The 21,420-nt window shown below is 34.6% G+C and carries 16 protein-coding genes; 13 read left to right on the top strand and 3 right to left on the bottom strand.

From position 1 onward, the window contains the following. The first annotated feature begins 72 nt into the window (after positions 1–72). From aat to GQO80_RS02855, 3 genes are all read left to right on the top strand, one after another. Positions 73–705, top strand: a complete 633-nt coding sequence (gene aat, locus GQO80_RS02865) for a leucyl/phenylalanyl-tRNA--protein transferase (protein ID WP_157206831.1) — start codon at positions 73–75, stop codon at positions 703–705. A 113-nt stretch (positions 706–818) separates the two neighbouring features. Continuing rightward, positions 819–1,679 carry a hypothetical protein gene (locus GQO80_RS02860; protein ID WP_157206830.1) on the top strand — a complete coding sequence of 287 codons (861 nt, stop codon included), beginning with the start codon at positions 819–821 and terminating at the stop codon, positions 1,677–1,679. A gap of 331 nt (positions 1,680–2,010) precedes the next feature. Next, positions 2,011–4,260, top strand: coding sequence for a TonB-dependent receptor (locus GQO80_RS02855; RefSeq protein ID WP_157206829.1), 2,250 nt, complete (start codon positions 2,011–2,013; stop codon positions 4,258–4,260). Between the two features lie 118 nt (positions 4,261–4,378). Here the strand turns inward: GQO80_RS02855 and GQO80_RS02850 are convergent, their stop codons facing one another. From GQO80_RS02850 to GQO80_RS02840, 3 genes are all read right to left on the bottom strand, one after another. Continuing rightward, entirely contained in the window at positions 4,379–5,827 is a 1,449-nt protein-coding gene (locus tag GQO80_RS02850; RefSeq protein WP_157206828.1) for an MFS transporter, read from the bottom strand. Positions 5,828–5,889: 62 nt separating this feature from the next. Further along, on the bottom strand, positions 5,890–7,290 hold the full coding sequence (uxaC, locus tag GQO80_RS02845; protein WP_157206827.1) for a glucuronate isomerase: 1,401 nt from the start codon (positions 7,288–7,290) through the stop codon (positions 5,890–5,892). 17 nt (positions 7,291–7,307) lie between these two features. Continuing rightward, the gene (locus GQO80_RS02840; protein WP_157206826.1) at positions 7,308–8,099 is read right to left on the bottom strand and encodes a gluconate 5-dehydrogenase; all 792 of its coding nucleotides are present in this window, start codon (positions 8,097–8,099) and stop codon (positions 7,308–7,310) included. Between the two features lie 726 nt (positions 8,100–8,825). Between GQO80_RS02840 and GQO80_RS02835 the strand changes: the two genes are divergently transcribed. The 10 genes from GQO80_RS02835 (at position 8,826) to GQO80_RS02790 (ending at position 21,398) form a co-directional block, all read left to right on the top strand. Further along, on the top strand, positions 8,826–10,079 hold the full coding sequence (locus GQO80_RS02835) for a phage integrase SAM-like domain-containing protein (RefSeq protein WP_157206825.1): 1,254 nt from the start codon (positions 8,826–8,828) through the stop codon (positions 10,077–10,079). A 19-nt stretch (positions 10,080–10,098) separates the two neighbouring features. Then, complete coding sequence (locus GQO80_RS02830; RefSeq protein WP_157206824.1) at positions 10,099–10,797, top strand: hypothetical protein; 699 nt, start codon at positions 10,099–10,101, stop codon at positions 10,795–10,797. Between the two features lie 98 nt (positions 10,798–10,895). Further along, positions 10,896–11,189 carry a helix-turn-helix domain-containing protein gene (locus GQO80_RS02825; protein ID WP_157206823.1) on the top strand — a complete coding sequence of 98 codons (294 nt, stop codon included), beginning with the start codon at positions 10,896–10,898 and terminating at the stop codon, positions 11,187–11,189. Positions 11,190–11,195: 6 nt separating this feature from the next. Next, positions 11,196–12,650, top strand: coding sequence for a hypothetical protein (locus GQO80_RS02820; protein ID WP_157206822.1), 1,455 nt, complete (start codon positions 11,196–11,198; stop codon positions 12,648–12,650). 295 nt (positions 12,651–12,945) lie between these two features. Next, the gene (locus GQO80_RS02815) at positions 12,946–13,674 is read left to right on the top strand and encodes a hypothetical protein (RefSeq protein ID WP_157206821.1); all 729 of its coding nucleotides are present in this window, start codon (positions 12,946–12,948) and stop codon (positions 13,672–13,674) included. Positions 13,675–13,678: 4 nt separating this feature from the next. Continuing rightward, positions 13,679–13,828, top strand: coding sequence for a hypothetical protein (locus GQO80_RS02810; protein ID WP_157206820.1), 150 nt, complete (start codon positions 13,679–13,681; stop codon positions 13,826–13,828). 433 nt (positions 13,829–14,261) lie between these two features. Then, complete coding sequence (gene hsdR, locus GQO80_RS02805) at positions 14,262–16,655, top strand: EcoAI/FtnUII family type I restriction enzme subunit R (RefSeq protein ID WP_157206819.1); 2,394 nt, start codon at positions 14,262–14,264, stop codon at positions 16,653–16,655. Beyond that, on the top strand, positions 16,655–17,659 hold the full coding sequence (locus GQO80_RS02800) for an FRG domain-containing protein (protein ID WP_157206818.1): 1,005 nt from the start codon (positions 16,655–16,657) through the stop codon (positions 17,657–17,659). Before hsdR ends, GQO80_RS02800 begins: the two co-directional genes overlap by 1 nt. 8 nt (positions 17,660–17,667) lie before the next feature. Next, positions 17,668–19,641, top strand: coding sequence for an N-6 DNA methylase (locus GQO80_RS02795; protein ID WP_157206817.1), 1,974 nt, complete (start codon positions 17,668–17,670; stop codon positions 19,639–19,641). Then, positions 19,641–21,398, top strand: a complete 1,758-nt coding sequence (locus GQO80_RS02790; RefSeq protein WP_157206816.1) for an AAA family ATPase — start codon at positions 19,641–19,643, stop codon at positions 21,396–21,398. The genes GQO80_RS02795 and GQO80_RS02790 overlap by 1 nt, the downstream gene beginning before the upstream one ends. Positions 21,399–21,420 lie beyond the last annotated feature (22 nt).

Here is a 21,420-nt window from a genome sequence, read left to right as displayed (position 1 = left end):
AGGAAGCATGATTGAAGCAATCCGTTCTTGTTTTATAAAACAATTAAAATATCGATTTTTTGATTTATTATAATGCAATTCCTAACCGAAGACATAAATTTCCCCAGCGTTAACCAAGCAACGCCCGATGGTTTGCTGGCTATTGGTGGCGATTTATCGGTGCCCCGTTTGTTACAGGCCTATAAACAAGGTATCTTCCCTTGGTTTTGTGATGATGAACCCATTTTATGGTGGTCGCCCAACCCACGTTTTGTCTTGTTTCCAGAAAAGTTGAAAGTATCGAAAAGCATGAAACAAGTGCTACGGAATAAACATTACACTGTTACAGTTAATCAAGCTTTTAAAGCGGTTATTAACGCATGTTCAAACGTAAAACGTGAAGGGCAAGCCGCTACATGGATAACCCATAGCATGGTTGAAGCCTATACAAACCTTCACAATTTGGGCTACGCAACTTCCGTTGAGGTTTGGCAAGATACCGAACTGGTTGGAGGCTTTTACGGCGTTGATGTAGGTAATGGCGTTTTTTGTGGCGAAAGCATGTTTGCCAAAAAAAGCAACGCCAGTAAGTTGGCCTTCATCACTTTTATCCAAAACACAAACTACAAACTTATAGACTGCCAAGTTTACACCACCCATTTGGAAAGTTTGGGGGCCGAAAACATTCCAAGGGATGTTTTTATGGAGTATATCACCCTAAAATAGATTCTATTTCACAAGAAAAAACAGCTTGTTTTAACTTTTTTAAATCGAAATTTAGTTGTTAATTTATTGGTGAAAAATCCTCGAAGGAATAGATTAATTTTTTTGAATTCAAAATGAAAAATTACCACAAACTTAGCTTCATCTTAATGGTTGCCCTATTTTTTAACTGCGCAACACAAATGAAGGTTAAAGGCGATACCGTAACAAGTTTACAGCCATTGAAAAAAACGGAAACCGTAGTTATTGTTGAAGAAAACAAAAACCTTGATAGCAGCCAAAACCCTGTTAAACTAGGGGAATTCGATATTAAGGACGGTGGTTTTAGTATAGATTGCGATTACGAACGGGTAAAAAACCTAGCAAAAAACAAAGCGCGAAGCATAGGCGGAAATACTGTAAAAATAATAGCGCATAAATTACCAAGCGCGTGGTCCACCTGCCATCAAATTAAGTTTGAAGTCTATAAAATGGATAACATTGCAGAGTTTCAAGAAGATATTATTTGGAGTACCGATAATAAATTAACCTGGGATAACTTTAAAGGCGTTCCAAAAGTAGATAAATCGTCTTTCTTTTGTGGTTATATTGACGTTCAATTTAACGATGTGAAATTCTTGAACGGCAAAGGTGAAGTCTCTATTATCCCAATATTTTTGTTGCCATGTTCCTATGTACAACCTTTAAAAAAAGACAAATACCTATTGGAATACAACCAGTTAAAATTCGATTTGCTAGAGTTTTATTCAAGGAAAATGAGAAAGGAATTTGCTGCATCTGAAATAGATACCAATGAAAAATGGCAAAAATTCGCCAAAAGCATCTACGATAAAATTTATGCCGAACACGATACCGATATTTTCAATCTAGAAACAGAAACAAACTTTGGTGAAGATTATTCTGCATTGCTACCTTGGAAATTTAAAGTTGAAAACGATTTAAAAACGCTCACAGAATTTTCAACCGAAATCTATTAAAAATAAAAAATTGGCCAATTGCCATTCGTAAATCAAAAATCTCCCATATCTTTGTAACGTTCTCAAAAAAGGGGTGCTTTTTTTGATTGACGATGGTAGATTTACGATTAACGAATTAGCTGTTCAAAAAATCTGGAATCTAAAATCCAAAATCGAATGGGCTGAGATCATACCCATTGAACCTGGAACAGGTAATGCTGTTTAGGAAATGCAAAACACCATGCGTGTTAGGTAATCGTGCTTAGCTTGCCAAAGCATATTACAAAAAATCAATTATTAACAACGAAGAATAATTACCTCTTTTTATTCGATTATAAACAACATAATCGTAATGAAATCTACCTTTAAAAGATTCTTCAGCAATCCAAACAATTTTCATTTTTTTGAAAAGCAATTCAATTTTAAGCGACCCATCTCGAGCTTCAAAATTAAAAATTCTGTCGCATTTTTAGCGCTTTTAACGCTATCCCATTTTAGCAACGCGCAAGAAAACCAAGTACAACAAGACTCTACAACATCCCATCGCGACAACTATCGTGGGTTTTCAGAACAAACGCTGGACGAAGTGCTGGTAAAGGCCGTTCGCGTTAATGCCAATTCGCCCATAACCTATTCAAACATTACCAAAAAGCAATTGGAAAAACGCAATTTGGGTCAAGATTTGCCCATTTTACTTAACCACTTGCCCTCGGTAGTTACAACCAGTGATGCAGGCGCAGGGGTTGGCTACACCGGCATTCGGGTACGTGGTACCGATGCTACCCGCGTTAACGTAACCATTAACGGAATTCCTTATAACGATTCCGAAAGTCAGGGCACGTTTTGGGTGAATTTGGGCGATTTCGCCTCATCTACCGAAAGTTTGCAACTGCAACGAGGCGTTGGCACATCAACCAATGGTTCGGGCGCTTTTGGAGCCAGTTTAAACATTTTGACCGATGCTTTTTCGGAAGTCGCTACCGGTGAAATCTCGAACAGCTTTGGAAGCTTCAACACACGCAAGCACACCATCAAATTAAGTACGGGCCTGTTAAACGACCATTTTGAAATATCCGGACGTTTCTCCAAAATTGATTCAGATGGGTATATTGACCGTGCATTTACCGATTTAAAAGCCTATTTCCTGCAAGGCGTTTATAAAGATGGAACAACCTTAATTAAGGCATTGGCCTTTGGAAACAACGAACAAACCTACCAAGCTTGGGCTGGTTTAACAGCAGATGAACTAAAGGAAAACCGTCGCCAAAACCCCTACACTTATAAAAATGAAACGGATAATTATTGGCAAGACCATTACCAACTGCATTGGAACGAGCGCTTAACCAACCAATGGTCCACCACTGTTGGGTTGAATTACACCAAGGGACGCGGTTATTTTGAACAATATAAAAACGATACCGATGATATAGCCCTTTATAACGGCATTGTTGTGGCAACAGGCACCAATGATGACAACAAACCCATTACCGATGTCATTAGAAGACGCTGGCTAGACAACCATTTTTATGTAATAAACGCCAACGCAACCTATAAAAACAATGCTTTTGAAATTATTTCGGGAATATCCTATAATACTTATTCTGGAAATCATTTTGGGGAAGTTATTTGGGCGCGACAGTTTGCTGAAAACGCTTCTATTAACGACCGTTATTATGAAGGAGATGCCGATAAGACCGATGTTAGCATATTTTCAAAAGCAACCTTTAAACTGATTGAAAACATAACCGGATTTATTGATTTGCAGGGGCGTTTTGTAGGATATAAAACCAATGGATTGAATTCGGACAGAAACGCTTTTGTAACCAATGCCCATTTTAATTTTTTCAACCCAAAATTTGGTATCACTTATCGAAAAAATGAGGCCAATAGTTTTTACACCTCGTATGCACGGGCCAACAGAGAGCCCAATCGGGATGATTTTGAAGCGGGCATCACCGAACATGAGCAGCTTAACGATGTGGAATTGGGGTGGCGCCACCAATCGGATAAATTTAGCCTAAACTCAAACATATACTACATGTTCTATAAAAACCAATTGGTATTAACGGGCAAATTGGATGGCGTTGGAAACCCCATACGTGCCACTAGCGGTAAAAGCTACCGATTAGGACTGGAAATGGATGCAACCCTTCTCATTTCAAACAAATGGCGCGTGCAACCCAATATTGCCATAAGCGACCATGAAAACATCGATTTTGTGAAAGCGATCAATGCTACAAACAGCGACATTGCCAATACGCCTATTGCATTTGCGCCCAACGTGGTTGGAGGCAATACTATAATATTTATGCCACAGGAAAACCTCCAGCTTTCCTTTTTGAGCAAATATGTTGGCAAACAGTTTTTGAACAATATCAACAATAAGCAATCTATGTTAAAAAGCTATTTTGTAAACGACTTTAATGTTGTTTATGAAATATCACCAAAGGCCATTTTTAAATCGGTTGTATTTTCCGGACTGGTAAACAATATTTTTAACGAAAAATATGTGTCGAACGGTGCCGATTATGGTGGCGGCTATATTTATTACTATCCGCAGGCAACTACAAACCTACTGTTGGGCTTAACGTTGAAGTTTTAAGATTCTATGAATTTATAACCCCATAAACCACAAAAAACCCATCCTGATTTATGTTCAGGATGGGTTTTTTATTTGAAGTTTTAGGTACTTCGTTTATTTGATTGTGAACACCGTTAAATTATAAATCTGTAATGGGTCTATATTTTGGAACTAAGGTTTTCATAACCACCCAACCTATTAAGTAACAAACGGCACATATTGAAAAGACAATAAAATATCCCGCTTCAATACCTTTGAACCCCATAAAGGCCATGTTTGTAGTTTCAGTAAAATCGAATAGAACACCAGAACCTTTATTGATTAGGGTAGAGCCTACTCCTCCAGCCAAACCTCCAATACCCGTAACGGTGGCAATTGCCTTTTTAGGAAACATATCGCCCACTGTTGTAAAAATATTTGCAGACCACGCTTGATGAGCCGCGCCAGCAATTCCAATAATGATTACAGGAATCCAATAGGTGTAATGGCCTAAAGGCTGCGCGATTAAGGCCAACAATGGGAAAAACGCAAAAATTAACATGGCTCTCATTCTGCCTTCATAGGGGTTCATGCCTTTATTATCTACAAAATAAGTTGGCAACCATCCGCCAATAATTGAGAGTAGCGTAATCATGTACAATACAAATAATGGGAACGCTGCTTCGGTAGAATCCATGCCGTAAACCGAGCTTAAATAGGCGGGGGTCCAGAATAAGAAAAACCACCAAACGCCATCGGTCATAAATTTACCAAATGCAAAAGCCCAGGTTTGTTTGTACTTAAAGCAGTCCATTAAAGTAACTTTTTTCGTGGTTTCTGGCACATAGCCTTCAATTTTACTATCTGCTATTATATCTTGCTGAATGTATTCTAGTTCTGCTGCATTTACTTTTGAATGTTTTTCTGGTTTTTCATACATAAAAATCCAAAAACCCATCCATACAAAACCCAAGGCCCCTATAATGATAAAGGCCATTTCCCACCCATAAGCTTTCGCAATAAAGGGAATTGAAATGGGTGCAGCTAAGGCGCCAACCGTTGCGCCTGCATTAAAGATACTTGTAGAAAAAGCACGGTCTTTTTTTGGGAAATATTCTGCAGTAGCTTTGATTGCCGCTGGAAAATTTCCGGCTTCACCTAAAGCCAACACAAAACGGGCAAAAATAAATAGCGTAACGCTTATAGAAATTACTAAACCTGTATCGTTAATGGTGCTGATGATATCTTTTGAACCTTCAAAACCTAAAAACCACTCTCCGGTGATATAGCCCGCAGTTGCAATACCAGCAAATGCATGCAAACAAGCCCCAACAGACCAAACACCGATGGCCCAAAGAAACCCTTTTTTAGTATCCATAATATCTACAAAACGACCTGCAAATAATAAAGAAACAGCATAAAAAATTGAGAACAAGGCTGTTATGTTTCCATAATCATTGTTTGTCCAATGAAATTCTGGAGCTATAAAATCTTTCCATGTTAAAGAAAGCACTTGCCTGTCTAGGTAATTTATGGTGGTGGCCATAAATAAAAGTCCACAAATGTACCATCTGTACTTTGTTGGTTTTGTTGCTGTATTTTTATTCATATTTATTTGGTTTATGCGTGTTTACTTGATTTCTCCCAAAGCTAACCCATTAATGGATTGTTTCAAAATTTAAAATAGTTTTTGGCGTTGTTATAACTTATATCGGCTACCATGTTGCCTATCCATTCCATGTCGTTTGGCAGCTCACCTCTTTTTATTTCATCTCCTAAAAGATTGCATAAAATACGTCGGAAATACTCGTGTCTTGGAAATGATAAAAAGCTTCTCGAATCGGTTAACATCCCAACAAAACAACTAATTAAACCCATGTTTGAAAGTGCGTTCAATTGCTTGGTCATGCCATCCTTTTGGTCTAAAAACCACCAACCAGAGCCAAATTGTACTTTTCCTTTTACGCTTCCGTCGTTAAAGTTACCAATCATGGTAGCCATCACTTCATTGTCGGCAGGATTTAAGTTGTAAATAATGGTTTTGGTTAATGTATCCTTGCTATCCAGCGCATTTAAAAAAGCAGATAGTTTTTGTGCTTGCGGGTAATCGCCAATGGAATCCCAACCGGTATCGGGGCCTAAAATACGGTGCATACGGGCATTGTTGTTTCTTAAGGCTCCTAAATGGAATTGTTGCACCCATCCAAACTCGTGGTAGGTTTCACATAAAAACACCAATACAGCACTTTGGAATTTTAAAGCTTCCTCGTTGCTAATGGCTTTGTTTTCGCGTTTCTTTTTGAAGATGGTATTGACCTCATTTTCGGTGTATTGCTCAAAATATATTTGGTCTAGGCCATGGTCGCAAAGTTTGCAGCCGTTTTCGTTAAAAAACACAATGCGTTTTCTCAAGGCATCACATAAATCGGCAAATGAATTGATGCTTACTCCTGCTACGTTTCCTAGAGTGTCGATATAATCATTATAGCCATCATTGGAAATTAAGATGGCTTTATCGGGCCTAAAAGCGGTACTTACCTTCACGTTAAAATCGCTTTTGGCGAGTTGTTGGTGGTATTGTAAAGTATCAATGGGGTCTTCGGTGGTACAAACCAATTCCGCATTCACTTTTTTAAGCAAACCCCGACAGCTATACTCGCTGGAATTTAATTTTTCCTGGGTGATTTCCCAAACTTTCTCAGCCGATTTTTCATTTAGCAAATCGTAAATATCAAAATAACGTGCCAATTCTAGGTGTGTCCAGTGGTACAGCGGGTTGCGCATGGTGTAAGGCACTGTTTTTGCCCAGTTTAAAAATTTGTCCTTATCGGAAGCTTTTCCGGTAACAAATTCTTCATCGATTCCTAAAGTGCGCATGGCGCGCCACTTGTAATGGTCGCCATTTATCCAAACATTGGTAATATTGCCGAATGTTTTGTCTTCAGCAATTTGCTGTGGCGGTAAATGGTTGTGGTAATCGATAATTGGCTGATGTTTAGAATAGGTATGGTACAATTCCTCAGCGTATTTATTCTCTAGTAAAAAGTTGTCGTGAATAAATTTTGTGCTCATTTTATTAGTGTGAAATATTAATTTTCGTTTGAAGGTTTGCCAATGGTTGCCAAAATACCGCCATCCACATACACTATATGGCCATTTACAAAATCGCTGGCTTTTGAGCTTAAAAAGATGGCTGCTCCTTGCAAATCGTCTGGGTTGCCCCAACGTCCTGCCGGTGTTCTGCTTATAATAAATTCGTTAAACGGATGGCCATCCACCCGAATAGGTGCTGTTTGGCTAGTTGCAAAATAGCCGGGACCTATACCGTTGGTTTGAATGTTGAATTTTGCCCATTCGGTAGCCATACTGCGGGTTAACATTTTAAGTCCGCCTTTTGCCGCTGCATACGCGCTTACGGAATCCCTTCCTAATTCGCTCATCATCGAGCAAATGTTTATTATTTTTCCGCCGCCGCGTTTAATCATGCTTTTTGCGACATGTTTCGACACTATGAAAGGCCCAACCAAATCGATTTTAATGACCAATTCAAAATCGGCTACTTCCATATCAACAATGGGGGTTCTTTTTATTATGCCGGCGTTGTTTACCAAAATATCTATGGGCCCCACTTCAGCTTCTATTTTTGCTATGGATGCGGCTACCGCTTTTTCATCGGTAACATCAAACACGTAGCCAAAAGCATTTAAGCCAGATGCTTTGTATTCAGCAACCGCTTCTTCCAATGCCTCTGCGGTATTATTATTTACAACAATGGTGGCACCTGCATTGCCTAAGCCTTTTGCCATGGACATTCCCAGTCCATGAACCGCTCCTGTTACTAATGCAACCTTACCTGTTAAATCGAATAAGTTAATAGACATAATTAATTTTTAAGAAGTTATTTGTATGTGATTTTTATTTTTTTTCAATATATGCAAACTTATTATTTATACATCTTAAACACACCGATTAAGTACTTTTGGTGCCGTATTTATATACTTTTCATACCAACAACGAAACAGAACCATTTATTTCCGAATGTAATTACGTTAAAAGACCATTTCACCTTCTTTTTTAGGTAACGAAAAAAGACAGGGCTGCCAATGCTTCAATATGCAAATCTTGTATATTTTCAATTATTTACTACCACGGTTTCTCCAGCAAAAATTACAGAAATGCAATCGATTACACAAATATATATAAATAATTATTAAAACCAAAAATATATCGGCTATATATCCCAGGTCTTGGGGTGGTTATTTCATGCGTTGTTTGTGGTGTCTGTAAAAAGTAGTGTCAATAAATTAGCGTTAGAATAGCAAAATGTTGTACCTATGTTGTACCTGACTTTTTTTAAAGGCCAATTTTAAACAAAAAAAAACCGAAGATTGCTCTTCGGTTTTTGTGCGGGCGGGGACAGCACAAATATATATTTTAATTAAATTTCATTCTACCAAAAATTAATGAAAACCCCCTAAATAACAGACTATATATAGGTTTCAAAATAGAAATAGATTTAAAGCAATTGAAATAAAAAGAAATTTTACGTACAATTAACGTACAATTATCATAAATTAGCGTACAGAAATTGTAACAACAATCTAATTATGGCAAGAGTTTATTTTCTATATCGTTCTACAAAGGAAAAAGCAGCATTGAAAGTACGTTTGCAGCTAAAATCTAATAGAGAGCAATTTGAGTCAAATACCCAAATCCATATTTCAAAAGGAGCATGGAAAAAAAAGAAAGGTTTAACTGGCGATGAAAAAAATGAAATAGCAAGCGTAAATAAAAAATTAGCTCCGTTAGAAGACTATATTCTTGAACGGTTTGAACAAGAAAACCCAAATCCAAACCAAAAAGCGTGGCTTAAAGACATAGTAAATGATTTCTACAATAACTCTAAGAAAACTGAACTACCTATTTATTTGGTTGATTTTATTGAATATTACATTGAGAGTAAAAAAACCAATAACGAAATCAAGGAAAGCCAAATAAAACGCATCACAACAACAAAAAATAAAATTATTAGGATTCAAAATGAATACAACACAATCTTAAGGGTAAAAGACATTGATGAAGATTTTAAAACTAACTACATTAAATTTTCTAACAAGTATAGCTATGCGGTAAATACTCAAAACAAGGAGTTAGAACGCATTAAAACCATTTGTCGATATGCTAACAAAAAAGGTATTGAAATAAGTGATAGCTTAAATGATTTGAAAATTAAAACTGAAAAATCACCAAAAACATACTTAACATTAGAAGAGATTGAAAAAATAAAAAATGTTGAGTTAAAACACAGCTATTTAGAAAACGCAAGAAATTGGCTTCTGATAAGCATATATACGGGACAGAGGATTAGTGATTTTATGCGGTTTAAAAAGGAAATGATAATTACAGATGAGAACAAAAAAACGTTTATCAAGTTTGACCAAATAAAAACAGGCAAATCTATGTATGTTCCTGTTTCAAAGGAATTAAAAACGTTATTGAAATCCCTTAAAAACAATTTCCCTAAACCAATTTCTGACCAAAAATATAACGACTATATTAAGGAGGTCTGTAAAGAGGCTAAAATTAATACAATGTGTGAGGGCAAAAAGAGAATAAGTATAGCTGAAGAAGGGAAAAAACCTACTAAATATGATTTTAGAGATATTTCAGGAAATTTCCCTAAATGGGAACTTGTTAGCAGTCATATTGGGAGAAGGACTTTTGCTACAAATAACTATGGAAAAATACCTACACCCTATCTAATATACATTACTGGGCATGGTACTGAAAAAGAATTCCTCAACTACATTGTACTACCTGATTATGAAAAAGCTAAGCAAGCCTTTGACCATTTCAACTAATAAATAAAGAATCAACTAAATGAAGAAAGAAGACAAAAAACTTTCAAAAAGTGAAAAACAGCTATCTAAAACTTGGGCTAAAATGAAAGTTAAAGAAAATAAAAACTTCACAAAATACTTTAGTGGCCTATATAACTCTTTATCCCAAAGGTTCAATCAGGAATTAAGTCTGCATACCGATTTCAAAGATAAAATAGACTTTATACAAAACCTTATAAATGAAATTATCGAGGCTTTACATGATGCAAAAAACAATTTTCAAATAACTGAACTTGCAGAAAGACAAATTACCCCTCTTATTGGCCTTAGGAATGTCTTTGAGAAAGAATTAAACGACATCTACTTGAACCCTAAAAGCACAAATACTAATACGGATGGTCAAAACATCAAACATTCTGATTACAACCCTAATCACTTTAGCAGCAATGGGTTTGAATTATTTAAGTATTTAGTTGAAAATTATGCTCTTGGAAAATCACATGGAACGGCAACACGTTTTATGAATATATGGCACTTTTTTAATAGTAATTTATACAACGACCCAATTTACAAAAAGCAACGTTTTTTAACTACAGAAGAATACAAAGCCTTCATTAAAAAAAGTTATGATGTTAAAATTAAAAATGTTGATAAAAAACATGCTTACGAAAACACTCACCTACCAATGTTAAATGACCATTTCTCTAAATTTAAAGAGATAAAAAAAGAATTAAATTGAATACGATTTAAAAAACACATAAAACACACTTTTTACCCCTTTTTTGACAGCATAAATGAATCCGTGATTTGCAGCATAACATTTAAAACGTTGCAAGCATGGAACAAATTCAATTCATTGGCTCAACACCAGACCAATTAAAAAAAGAAATTACTCAAGATGTAATTAAAGGAGTAACAATCTCTTTACTTAGCGAGTTAAAAAAAGAATTTCAACCTAAAGAACCCACCACCTATCTTCAACGCCAAGAATTGGCAAAAATGCTTAATGTCGATTTGAGTACAATACATAATTGGACTCGCAAAGGAATATTAACAGCATTTCAGATTGGTGGACGAGTTTACTACAAACGCTCACAAATAGAGCAACAAATTATTGAACTAAAAAAATAAAGGGCTATGGTAAAAAAATCAAAGCATAGCCCTCAAAGCATTTTATCAAAAGTTCAAGCTAAAAATAAGAAATTTAAAGGAAACATTTTTTGGAAAACACATCCAACTAATGGAAGACCTATAATAGAGCCTTCACTTTTAAGAGAGTTTCTTATTGCAAATGGCTTCTCTATCCTTAATTTTTTTGGTGGAACCTTTACTATAAAAACAACTTTCAATATTGTTGTTTTTTATAGTCCACAAGATGTTTTTAATTTCTGTTTGACGTATGTTAACTCACAAAAAAAAGAGGTTCTTACAAGTGAGTTTTTAGTCAATGGAGAAAGGTTTTTAATATCAAAAAAGGCTCTTATTGGCAGCTTACCTGAACTTGAGATAGAGAAATATAGAGATACTAAAAGCATATCACATTACTTCTATGAAAATATTGTTGTTAGAGTTAATCCAAAAGGAATATATGCAATTCCGTATAAAGAATTCAAAAAACAAAAGCGGTACATTTTTAAAAGTGCAATTATTAATAGACATTTTGATGGGAGCTGCAAATTAAAATCACAATTCAAGAAATTCTTAAAACTAACAACCAATTCAAAGGAACACTATTTGAATGTTATTATTGTTATAGGCTACCTATTACATAAATACAAAAATCCTTCTATTGCTAAAGCTGTTATAATAAGCGATGTTTTATCTCAAGCTACCAATGACCCTCATGGACGTAGCGGTAAAGGCATAATAATCAAAGCTCTTAGTGAATTAATAAATGTAATTGAGTACAATGGCAAGAATTTAGACTTAAAGCGAGACAAATTTGTTTATCAAAGCATAGAGCCTGATACCGATTTATTTGTAATTCAAGATGTAGGCAGAGAGTTTGAATTTGAAGACTTATTTAGCACTATTACAGATTCATTAAATATCGAACGTAAACATCAGAAAAAAATCATAGTTGATAATGCCGACAGTCCAAAAATAGCTATGACTACCAACTACACCATACCTCAAAATTCTGATAGTTATTCAGACCGTAAACAACTTCTATTATTAAATAATTATTTCAATTCCAGCAACAAACCTCAACAAGAATTCAAAAAGCTATTGTTTACAGAATGGGACGAAAACGACTATAAAGCATTTGACAAATTTATGATGAGCTGTTTGCAAATGTACCTAAAACTTGGATTAACCAATTACGATGACCCCGCTCTCAGAAAACAAAACCTAATTAATAACACTTCTAAGAAGTTTGTTGAATTAATGGAAAAGGAATACACCTCTAGCAGAGAATATTACAATCTTAAAGATCTTGCCAACAAATTAGATATTAGTTCAAATGACAATAGCGTAAGAAGCAAAATCACTAGTCAATGGCTACAGACTTATGCCGCCTTTAAAGGTCACAAATATGAAACTAGAATTTCTGGAGGTGTTACTAAATTTTCCTTAATTAAAAAACCTTAAAACTTAGAGAAAATGGAAAACAAAATTAAAATTAAAAATTGCCCTACTTGCTCTACACTAAATTGTAGAATATGTAGAGCTTCCCATTTATTACTCTACAAGTTACCCTACACAATTAACCCACCATAAATGCTGATTTTAAACCTATTTGTAGAGCAAGTAGAGTAATTATAAAAATAAATGCACATATATACATATATATAAAAGTTTTTAAAAATTACCCTACATACTCATTCATTAAAAAATTAACTAAAGCAGCATTTTTAATAATCTGCTTGATAAAACAAAAAACATTATGAACAGAAATTTAAAAATTGGTTACGACCAAAAAGGCTACAACGCCACAATTGAAAGAATCACTAATGCAGCTAACATTTACATTAATGCATCAAAGGAGTTGGAAAAATTAAAAGTCAAAAACATTAAATCAGAAGACCTGCTCAACGGCGGGTTTATGGACGTCTTTATGAAACATCAAAAAAACGAATATGACAATTCCGCTTCAGCTAAAGAATTGGATTTGACTTTTGAGAAGTTTTTAGAATTAAGAGACCTAAACACCTCTAGGTTAAAAGAACTTGAACAAATGCATGAAAGAACTAAAGACAGCATAATTGAATTGTACCAATACAACAATAGTTTCTTTCAGTATGCCGAAGTAAGGCAGAACAGCAACCAACAGTTAAAACGTGCGTTGGAAAAAGCTCCTAAGAAAATAAGCTATCGGATTTTAGAATTATTCAACATCAAAGATAATAAGGTTATAATAGCCTTAAGCAAAGAACCGTTCAGCATTTATGCTTTTCACAAAGACCAAGTCCAAATAATGCACGATGTCACAGACTTTATTAAGGCTTCTAAAGTGATTGGATTGACATATGATGATTTGTGGCCGCACGTTGGAAAATACCTCTATGATGACCACTCTTTAATTCAGCAGCAGCAAACAGGTGAACACGGTTTAAGCCGTGATTTATCAAAAGTGATTTTCAGTTTCAATAAAGTATTAACCTATAAAATTTAATCAAATGGACATTAAAAAAGTCAAAATTGTAAAAAGTTATGAGGCAAAAGATTTTGAAGAAGAAGTAAATAATTTACTGAAAAAAGGATATAAAATATCCAGTAATTTGGTGGTAACTCCCGATAAAGACTATTTTGTAATTATGGGAAAATAATGTTTGAACTCTGCATTTAGACCTGAAAGCCCTGTGATTTTATTGTTACAGGGTTTTCTTTTTTATAACAACATTAAAATACTGCTTCTTAGAGCCTCAAAAATGTTTTATTGCATAGACGTTATAAACTTCTTGACCTCTTCTATATGAACGCCTCTAAGCGAATTTTGGCTATTTCTAGGTAAAATTGTAACAGATAGCATAACAAGGCTCAAATCCGTGTGGTTTAAGTGAAGACTGGCGTGCGTAACATATTGCTTTTAAAATAAAAACCGAGCAAAGTAACTAAAAGTTTATATGCATTTTTTTATTAAAATGATATTTTATTTCCTACACAATTTTAAAGTTGGTATATTTAAATTTTTCAAGCAAAATAAAAAGTAACTCAAACTAATTTAACCATATTTGATGTCATATTTGGCTTAATGTTTCTATGAACAAGAAAACACTATCGGAAAGAGATATATGCACCAAGTTTATTACTCCTGCGATTGAAAAATCAGGTTGGGATAAATTAACGCAACTACTTGAAGAAGTTTCATTTACGGATGGTAAAATTTACGTAAGAGGAAAACTCACTGCCAGAGGCGCAAGAAAAAGGGCAGACTACATACTTTACTACAAACCAAATATTCCAATAGCTATTGTTGAGGCAAAAGACAATAAGCATTCTGTTCGAGCAGGTATTCAACAAGCTTTAGACTATGCTAGAATCCTCGACATCCCTTGTGTATTTAGCAGTAATGGAGACGGTTTTGTTTTCCATGACCGAACAGCGACCAATGGAAATATTGAAACTGAATTAGATATTAACAGTTTCCCAACCCCCGAAGAGCTTTGGCAGAAATATAAGAAATACAAGGGAATTGAAACACTAGAAGCAGAAAGAGTGGTAGCTCAAGATTACTACTTTGACGGAAGCGGAAGAAGCCCAAGATACTACCAACAAATTGCGGTAAATCGAACAGTCGAAGCTATTACAAAAGGACAAGACAGAATTCTTCTTGTTATGGCAACTGGTACTGGAAAAACTTACACAGCTTTTCAAATTATTCACCGCCTTTGGAAAAGTGGAAAGAAAAAAAGAATATTATTCTTAGCTGACCGAAACGCCCTAATTGACCAAACACGAAGAGGTGACTTTAAACATTTCAAGGATAAAATGACGGTTGTAAAACACCGCATGATTGATAAAAGCTATGAGGTCTATTTAGCTTTATACCAAGGTTTGTCAGGTGCTGACGAAGAAGCGAACGCATACAAGCAATTTTCTCCTGAATTCTTTGATTTAATTGTTATTGATGAGTGCCATAGAGGAAGTGCTAAAGAAGACAGTGCTTGGAGAGAGATACTAACCTATTTCAAGAAAGCAACGCATATTGGTTTGACTGCTACACCAAAGGAAACTAATGAAGTTTCAAATAGTGAATATTTTGGCGAACCACTTTATACGTATTCACTTAAACAAGGAATTGATGATGGTTTCCTTGCTCCTTACAGAGTTGTTAGAGTAAATCTGAATGTTGATGCTGAGGGATGGCGGCCAGAAAGAGGCAAAACTGATAAAGATGGGAATGAGGTTGAAGACCGAGTGTATAACCGAAAGGACTTTGACAGAAACTTGGTAATTGAAGAACGCACCCAAGCGGTAGCACGAAAGCTAACTGAATTTTTGAAAGGTTATGACCGTTTTGCAAAAACCATTGTTTTCTGCACCGACATTGACCATGCTGAACGAATGCGTTCTGCTCTTTCAAACCTTAATTCAGACTTAGTGGCTCAAAATTACAAGTATATCATGCAGATTACGGGCGATAATGATGAAGGAAAAAGAGAACTTGACAATTTCATAAATCCTGAAGAACGCTTTCCCGTAATTGCAACTACATCGGAATTAATGACTACTGGTGTTGATGCTCAAACATGTAAAGTTATTGTGCTAGATGCCGAGATAAAATCCATGACCAAGTTTAAGCAGATCGTGGGTAGAGGCACACGAATCAATGAAGAATTTGGCAAAATGTATTTTACCATTCTCGACTTTAGAAATGTAACAGACCTGTTTGCCGACCCTGATTTTGACGGTGACCCAATTCGTATAAAACCAGTCGCCGAAGATACCGATTTGAGCTATATTGTTGACGAAGAAGAAAATGATACCTCTCTAATCGTTGATGAAATTTCAGGTGAAGAAATACAAATCAAACCTGAAATCCGACAACCTGAACCGCAAACATCTACAGACAGGATAAATGAGCCAAGACAAAAGGTTTATGTAAACGGTGTTGATGTTTCTATTTTGATTAGTCGTGAAATGTATTTCGACAATGACGGAAAACCAATCACTACAAGCTTAAAAGACCACACAAAAGAATTGATTAAAGGCAAATATGCTTCGCTTGATGACTTTTTGAATAAATGGAACAATTCCGACAAAAAAGAATCAATTATAAAAGAGTTGGAAGAACAAGGTGTTTTGGTTGAAGCGTTGCGAGATGCCGTAAACCGCGAAGTTGATTTGTTCGATTTAATCTGCCATGTTGCTTTTGACCAACCACCGCTAACAAGAAAAGAGCGAGCAAACAATGTGAAAAAACGTGATTACTTTACAAAATATGGTAAAGAAGCCCGAAAGGTTTTAGAAAGTTTGCTTGATAAATATGCAGACGAAGGTGTTACCAATATTGAAAGTATGGATATTCTAAAAGTAAAACCTTTAACTGATTTTGGTTCTCCAATGGAAATCATAAAACAATTTGGAAGTAAGGCAAAATACTTGAAAGCAATAAAAGAACTAGAGCAAGAATTATATAAATCAGGAGCTTAATGGCTAAAGTTGAAATATATAATAGTATTGAACAAAAGAGTAATTATTTTGAGCATATAAATGTAGATTCAAAAGAACACCTTAATGAATTGTTAGCAGCTTATAAAAAGGAACAATCAAAATACGGTTTGGTCTTTAGAGGTATGACTGAGGCTAAATATAAACTCTATAATTCAGCTCAAAGGCATTGGTTAAATCTTGAATTGCAAAAACTTGGTCATAGTTTTATTGATTTTATAAGTCTTGAAATAAATAATGCAAAAAATTGGCAGAATAGATTACTTGAAAAATTTTTCAATGCTTTTGGACAGCCAGCTTTTGATATTTCGGTATTAAGTTTTTTGCAGCATTATGGTGCGCCGACCCCATTATTGGATTGGACTTACAATTTTGAAAATGCATTGTTTTTTGCAACCGACGGTTTAAAATATTCAAATTCCGATAATAGTATTGACAATTACTGTTCTATTTATATTATTGATACTAAATGGAGGGACTTAATTAATTATCTTGAATACATTCAATCTAGTTTATCACAAATTGATGATATTTTAGAAAATTCACCAAAGGTTAACGCTGATCAGGTATTAAATGATTTGGAAAATTTTAATTATAATAATTTAGCTCAAATCCAACTGGCTCAAATCCCAGGCTATAAAAGAAATGGGTTCGCCTTTAGTTTGAAAAATAGACCCTCTTTTAATTTAGTTTGGAATCAACAAAATTTGAATATAATTAATCAAAAAGGGCTTTTCATTTTTAACGGTAGTGAAGACAAGCCATTAGAATATTTTTTTCAAGGCCAAAATCAACGAGTTAAAGATAGCCCATACTATCTACCTAAAATTACTTGCTTAAATATTCATAAGTCTTTATATGAGTATATAACCTTAAAACTAACTAAAGGGAAAAGATTTCCAATAAATGCTGAGTATATTTACCCTCAGGAAGAATCAATAGCAAATAACTCATTTAAACATTATTTGAACCAAGATTTTTTTTAGAATAATATATGGCAAACTTAAAAGGAATATTGAACAGCATCCGCAAAATAATGTGGACAGATACTGGGCTGAATGGCGATGCTCAACGCATTGAGCAGTTGGGTTGGATGCTTTTCTACAAAATATTTTCCGACAAAGACAAGGAACTTGAATTAATGGACGACAATTATGTGAGTCCGATACCAGCCGAATTGCATTGGGACGCATGGGCTGGCGATGATGAAGGAATTACAGGTGATGAACTTCAAAGCTTTGTTGACAATAAACTTTTCAAGCAATTAAAAGATATTCAGCTTGTGCCATCGGAAGGTGTGAAGTACAAACGAGCGTTGATACTTCGTGAAGTTTTTGAAGGCAATAACAACTACATGAAAAGCGGAACTAATATCCGCAAGGTACTGAATAAACTCAATGAAATTGATTTTAACACAACCAAAGACAAACACGCATTTGGCGAACTTTACGAAACCATTCTAAAGGAACTTCAATCTGCGGGTAAATCGGGTGAGTTTTATACCCCTAGGGCAATTACTCAGTTTATTACCGAAATTATAAATCCGCAATTGGGCGATAAAATTCTTGACCCTTCTTGTGGTACTGGTGGCTATCTAACGGCAGCAATCGAACACTTGAAAAAACAGGCCAACAGCGTTGAAGAACGGCAAAGCATTGCAGAAAATATAATTGGTTGGGAATACAAGCCATTACCTTATTTGTTAGCTACAACCAACTTAATTTTGCACGACATAGAAGTTCCAAATATTATATTTCGTGATAGTTTAGAACAACCATTGAGCAATTATACAGAGAAAAACCGAGTAAATACAATTTTGGCAAATCCACCTTTTGGCGGTATTGTTGCAAACAATAATGAAAACAATTTTCCTCAGAATTTTAGGACAAAAGAAAGTGCTGACCTCTTTTTAATCTTGATGATACACTTACTAAAACAAGGTGGAAAAGCAGGAATTGTGTTGCCCGACGGTTCTTTAGCTGGTGAAGGTGTAAAACAAAGGATTAGACAGAAATTATTAGAAGATTGTAATTTGCATACGATAATACGTTTACCAAACTCTGTGTTTAAACCTTATGCAACAGTTGCAACAAACCTTTTGTTCTTTGAGAAAGGTTCCCCCACTAAAGAAATTTGGTATTATCAACTCTCCTATCCAGAAGGAATTAAAAGTTATTCCAAAACTAAACCAATGCAGTTAGAAGAATTTCAACCAATTAAAGATTGGTGGTATAACAGAAAAGAAAATGAATCTGCTTGGAAAGTTTCTATTGAAAAAATAGTTGAGAGAGATTATGATTTGGATATAAAAAATCCTAATTCAAAGCCTGAAAATAATGGTAAAGATTCAAGCACATTAATAGATGAATTAACTAATGATTTATCAAATATTCAATCTGACATAAGCGAAATACAATCAGCATTAACGGATATTGGCGAATATGAATATAAAACTATTGGAGAGCTTTGCAATGTTGTTAAAGGTATTACTGGTATCCAAAAAGCTGTAGAGGGGAAATATCCATTAGTTGTAACAGCCGAAGAAAGAAGTTCACATAATGAGCATCAATTTGATTGTGATGCAGTTTGTATTCCATTAGTTTCATCCAGTGGGCACGGACATGCATCTTTAAAAAGAATTCATTTTCAAACAGGTAAGTTTGCATTAGGGTCGATTTTGGCAGCAGCAGTTCCAAAAGACAAAACGGTGCTTTCAGCAAAATACCTTTATTATTTCCTTAGTAACTATAAAGACGAATTATTAGTTCCACTTATGAAAGGAATGGCTAATGTTTCACTATCAGTTACTAAAATCAAAACAGTAAAGGTTAAAGTTCCCTCTCTTGCTAAACAAGAAGAGTTGGTTTTTCTTATGGAAAAATGCGAAAAATTAAGAGAGACCTTAACTAAATCCTCTATTGATGCTGAGTTGATGATTAAAGCAACTTTAAATGAAACTTTAGGTTAATGATTACAAAAATCAACAAACTCAAAGACTTTGGCATATTCCAAAACTTCACTTGGAATGGCATAGATAATTTCAAGAAAAAGAATCTCATTTACGGTTGGAACTATTCAGGAAAAACAACCCTTTCAAAGCTTTTTCAAAACTTAGAATTTAAGGATAAAAACAAATATTTCACAGGGTCAGAATTTGACTTTACTACAGAAAAAAATAATTCACCTACAAACCATACCCACAATGATTTAGAAAACTTCCCGTATGACGTAAAAGTATTCAATACTAACTACATCAAACGGATTTTTACATTTGATGTACCAAATTCAGACATTCAACCGATATCATTTTATCTTGGTGACCCATCGGGTGAACTGGATAAAAAGATTAAGACATTAGATAAAAAGAAAGAGCAGTTAGAAAACATCAGAGATAATCGTTATCAGAAAATCGTTGATGAATTTGGAAAATATGACAAGAAAACTGGAAGCAAGTTTACTGACAAAGCAAAAAACATAAGAGAAAACTATTTAGATGGTAAATTAACAAGAGATGACTTTAATATTTCCCATTTTAGGGTAATTGCTAGTAAGGTAAAAAGTGATTTGACAAAATACACTCTATCCAATACTGAACGGGATAAAATAAAAGTAGATGTAGTTGCAACAAAAGATTTTGAACCACAAAAGGAAGATTATAGTTTTACAGAAAACCTTGAAAGCCTTGCAAACGAAGTAAAAAGGGTTTTAGAAGATACTGCTCCAAAATCAATTCCCTTTCCAGAATTAGACGGAGACCAAGAATTATTCGATTGGGTTCAAATAGGAATAAAACTGCACCAAAATTCAACAGAATGCAAATTTTGCACGAAAAATTTACCCGAAAATAGGATTAGCGATTTAAACTCATACTATTCAAAAAAACTCAAAGAAATACAAGATACTATTGCAAGCGTACATGAGGAAATAGATGTCGAAAAAGAGAAATTAAAAATAAAATTTCCTGATAAAAGGAATTTTGGAAAAAGTTTTCAGAAAGATTATCAAGAGGCAATAGATAATTACAGTAAAACTGTTAGAAAATATAAAACTCAACTGATAGTGTTAGGGAAGGACTTAAAACGTAAAACTTCCGATTATTTCAATAATATTCCTGCAACCGAAATTGAATTAATAACTTTTGAAGAAGATTTTAAGGAAATAAAAAAAGCTGTAAAGGCTCATAATGACTGGTTAGCTGAATTTGACGAGAATAAGAAAAAGGCATTAGCAAAAATTTTAAACCATTATGTCGCAGAATATTTACAAGCTGAGAATTATAATAAAAAAGAATCTGATAAAAACAAAGCAGTATCAATAATAACAAACATCAATTCTAAAATCACCACAAATAAAATTGATAAATTAGCTCTTGAAGCTCAGCTAAAAAGCAGTGTAAAAGGCCAAACGGAATTGAATGATATTTTAGAAATTTTTCTTCATCGAGATGATATAAAAATTGAAATACGAAACGAAAAGTTCACACTTGAAAGAAGTGGTCACCCTGCAACTAATTTGAGTGAAGGAGAGAAATCTGCAATTGCTTTTTCTTATTTCTTGACTGAATTAAAAGCTCTTAGAAAGGATGACCCTCCAAAATTACCAAATACGATTGTATTTATTGATGTGCAAAAAACGGGCATAGTATACCACCCACAGCGGATTAAAGTGAGCATAGTGCGGCGGGTGAAAGTGAACCACCTACAGCGGATGAAAGTGAACCACTAAAAATCGATTCTATTTGTAAAGC

Origin of the sequence: Mariniflexile maritimum (assembly GCF_009746565.1) — a bacterium.
GTDB classification, from domain to species: Bacteria; Bacteroidota; Bacteroidia; order Flavobacteriales; family Flavobacteriaceae; genus Mariniflexile; species Mariniflexile maritimum.
This window is presented reverse-complemented; position numbering and strand designations above follow the sequence as displayed.

Bases quoted from the DNA above. Each gene is read 5' to 3' on its own strand.
- GQO80_RS02790 (WP_157206816.1), top strand. From the start codon at position 19,641: ATGATTACAAAAATCAACAAACTCAAAGACTTTGGCATATTCCAAAAC.
- GQO80_RS02825 (WP_157206823.1), top strand. From the start codon at position 10,896: ATGGAACAAATTCAATTCATTGGCTCAACACCAGACCAATTAAAAAAA.
- GQO80_RS02850 (WP_157206828.1), bottom strand. From the start codon at position 5,827: ATGAATAAAAATACAGCAACAAAACCAACAAAGTACAGATGGTACATT.
- GQO80_RS02830 (WP_157206824.1), top strand. From the start codon at position 10,099: ATGAAGAAAGAAGACAAAAAACTTTCAAAAAGTGAAAAACAGCTATCT.
- GQO80_RS02800 (WP_157206818.1), top strand. From the start codon at position 16,655: ATGGCTAAAGTTGAAATATATAATAGTATTGAACAAAAGAGTAATTAT.
- GQO80_RS02840 (WP_157206826.1), bottom strand. From the start codon at position 8,099: ATGTCTATTAACTTATTCGATTTAACAGGTAAGGTTGCATTAGTAACA.
- GQO80_RS02815 (WP_157206821.1), top strand. From the start codon at position 12,946: ATGAACAGAAATTTAAAAATTGGTTACGACCAAAAAGGCTACAACGCC.
- GQO80_RS02835 (WP_157206825.1), top strand. From the start codon at position 8,826: ATGGCAAGAGTTTATTTTCTATATCGTTCTACAAAGGAAAAAGCAGCA.
- GQO80_RS02810 (WP_157206820.1), top strand. From the start codon at position 13,679: ATGGACATTAAAAAAGTCAAAATTGTAAAAAGTTATGAGGCAAAAGAT.
- hsdR (WP_157206819.1), top strand. From the start codon at position 14,262: ATGAACAAGAAAACACTATCGGAAAGAGATATATGCACCAAGTTTATT.
- aat (WP_157206831.1), top strand. From the start codon at position 73: ATGCAATTCCTAACCGAAGACATAAATTTCCCCAGCGTTAACCAAGCA.
- GQO80_RS02795 (WP_157206817.1), top strand. From the start codon at position 17,668: ATGGCAAACTTAAAAGGAATATTGAACAGCATCCGCAAAATAATGTGG.
- GQO80_RS02860 (WP_157206830.1), top strand. From the start codon at position 819: ATGAAAAATTACCACAAACTTAGCTTCATCTTAATGGTTGCCCTATTT.
- uxaC (WP_157206827.1), bottom strand. From the start codon at position 7,290: ATGAGCACAAAATTTATTCACGACAACTTTTTACTAGAGAATAAATAC.
- GQO80_RS02855 (WP_157206829.1), top strand. From the start codon at position 2,011: ATGAAATCTACCTTTAAAAGATTCTTCAGCAATCCAAACAATTTTCAT.
- GQO80_RS02820 (WP_157206822.1), top strand. From the start codon at position 11,196: ATGGTAAAAAAATCAAAGCATAGCCCTCAAAGCATTTTATCAAAAGTT.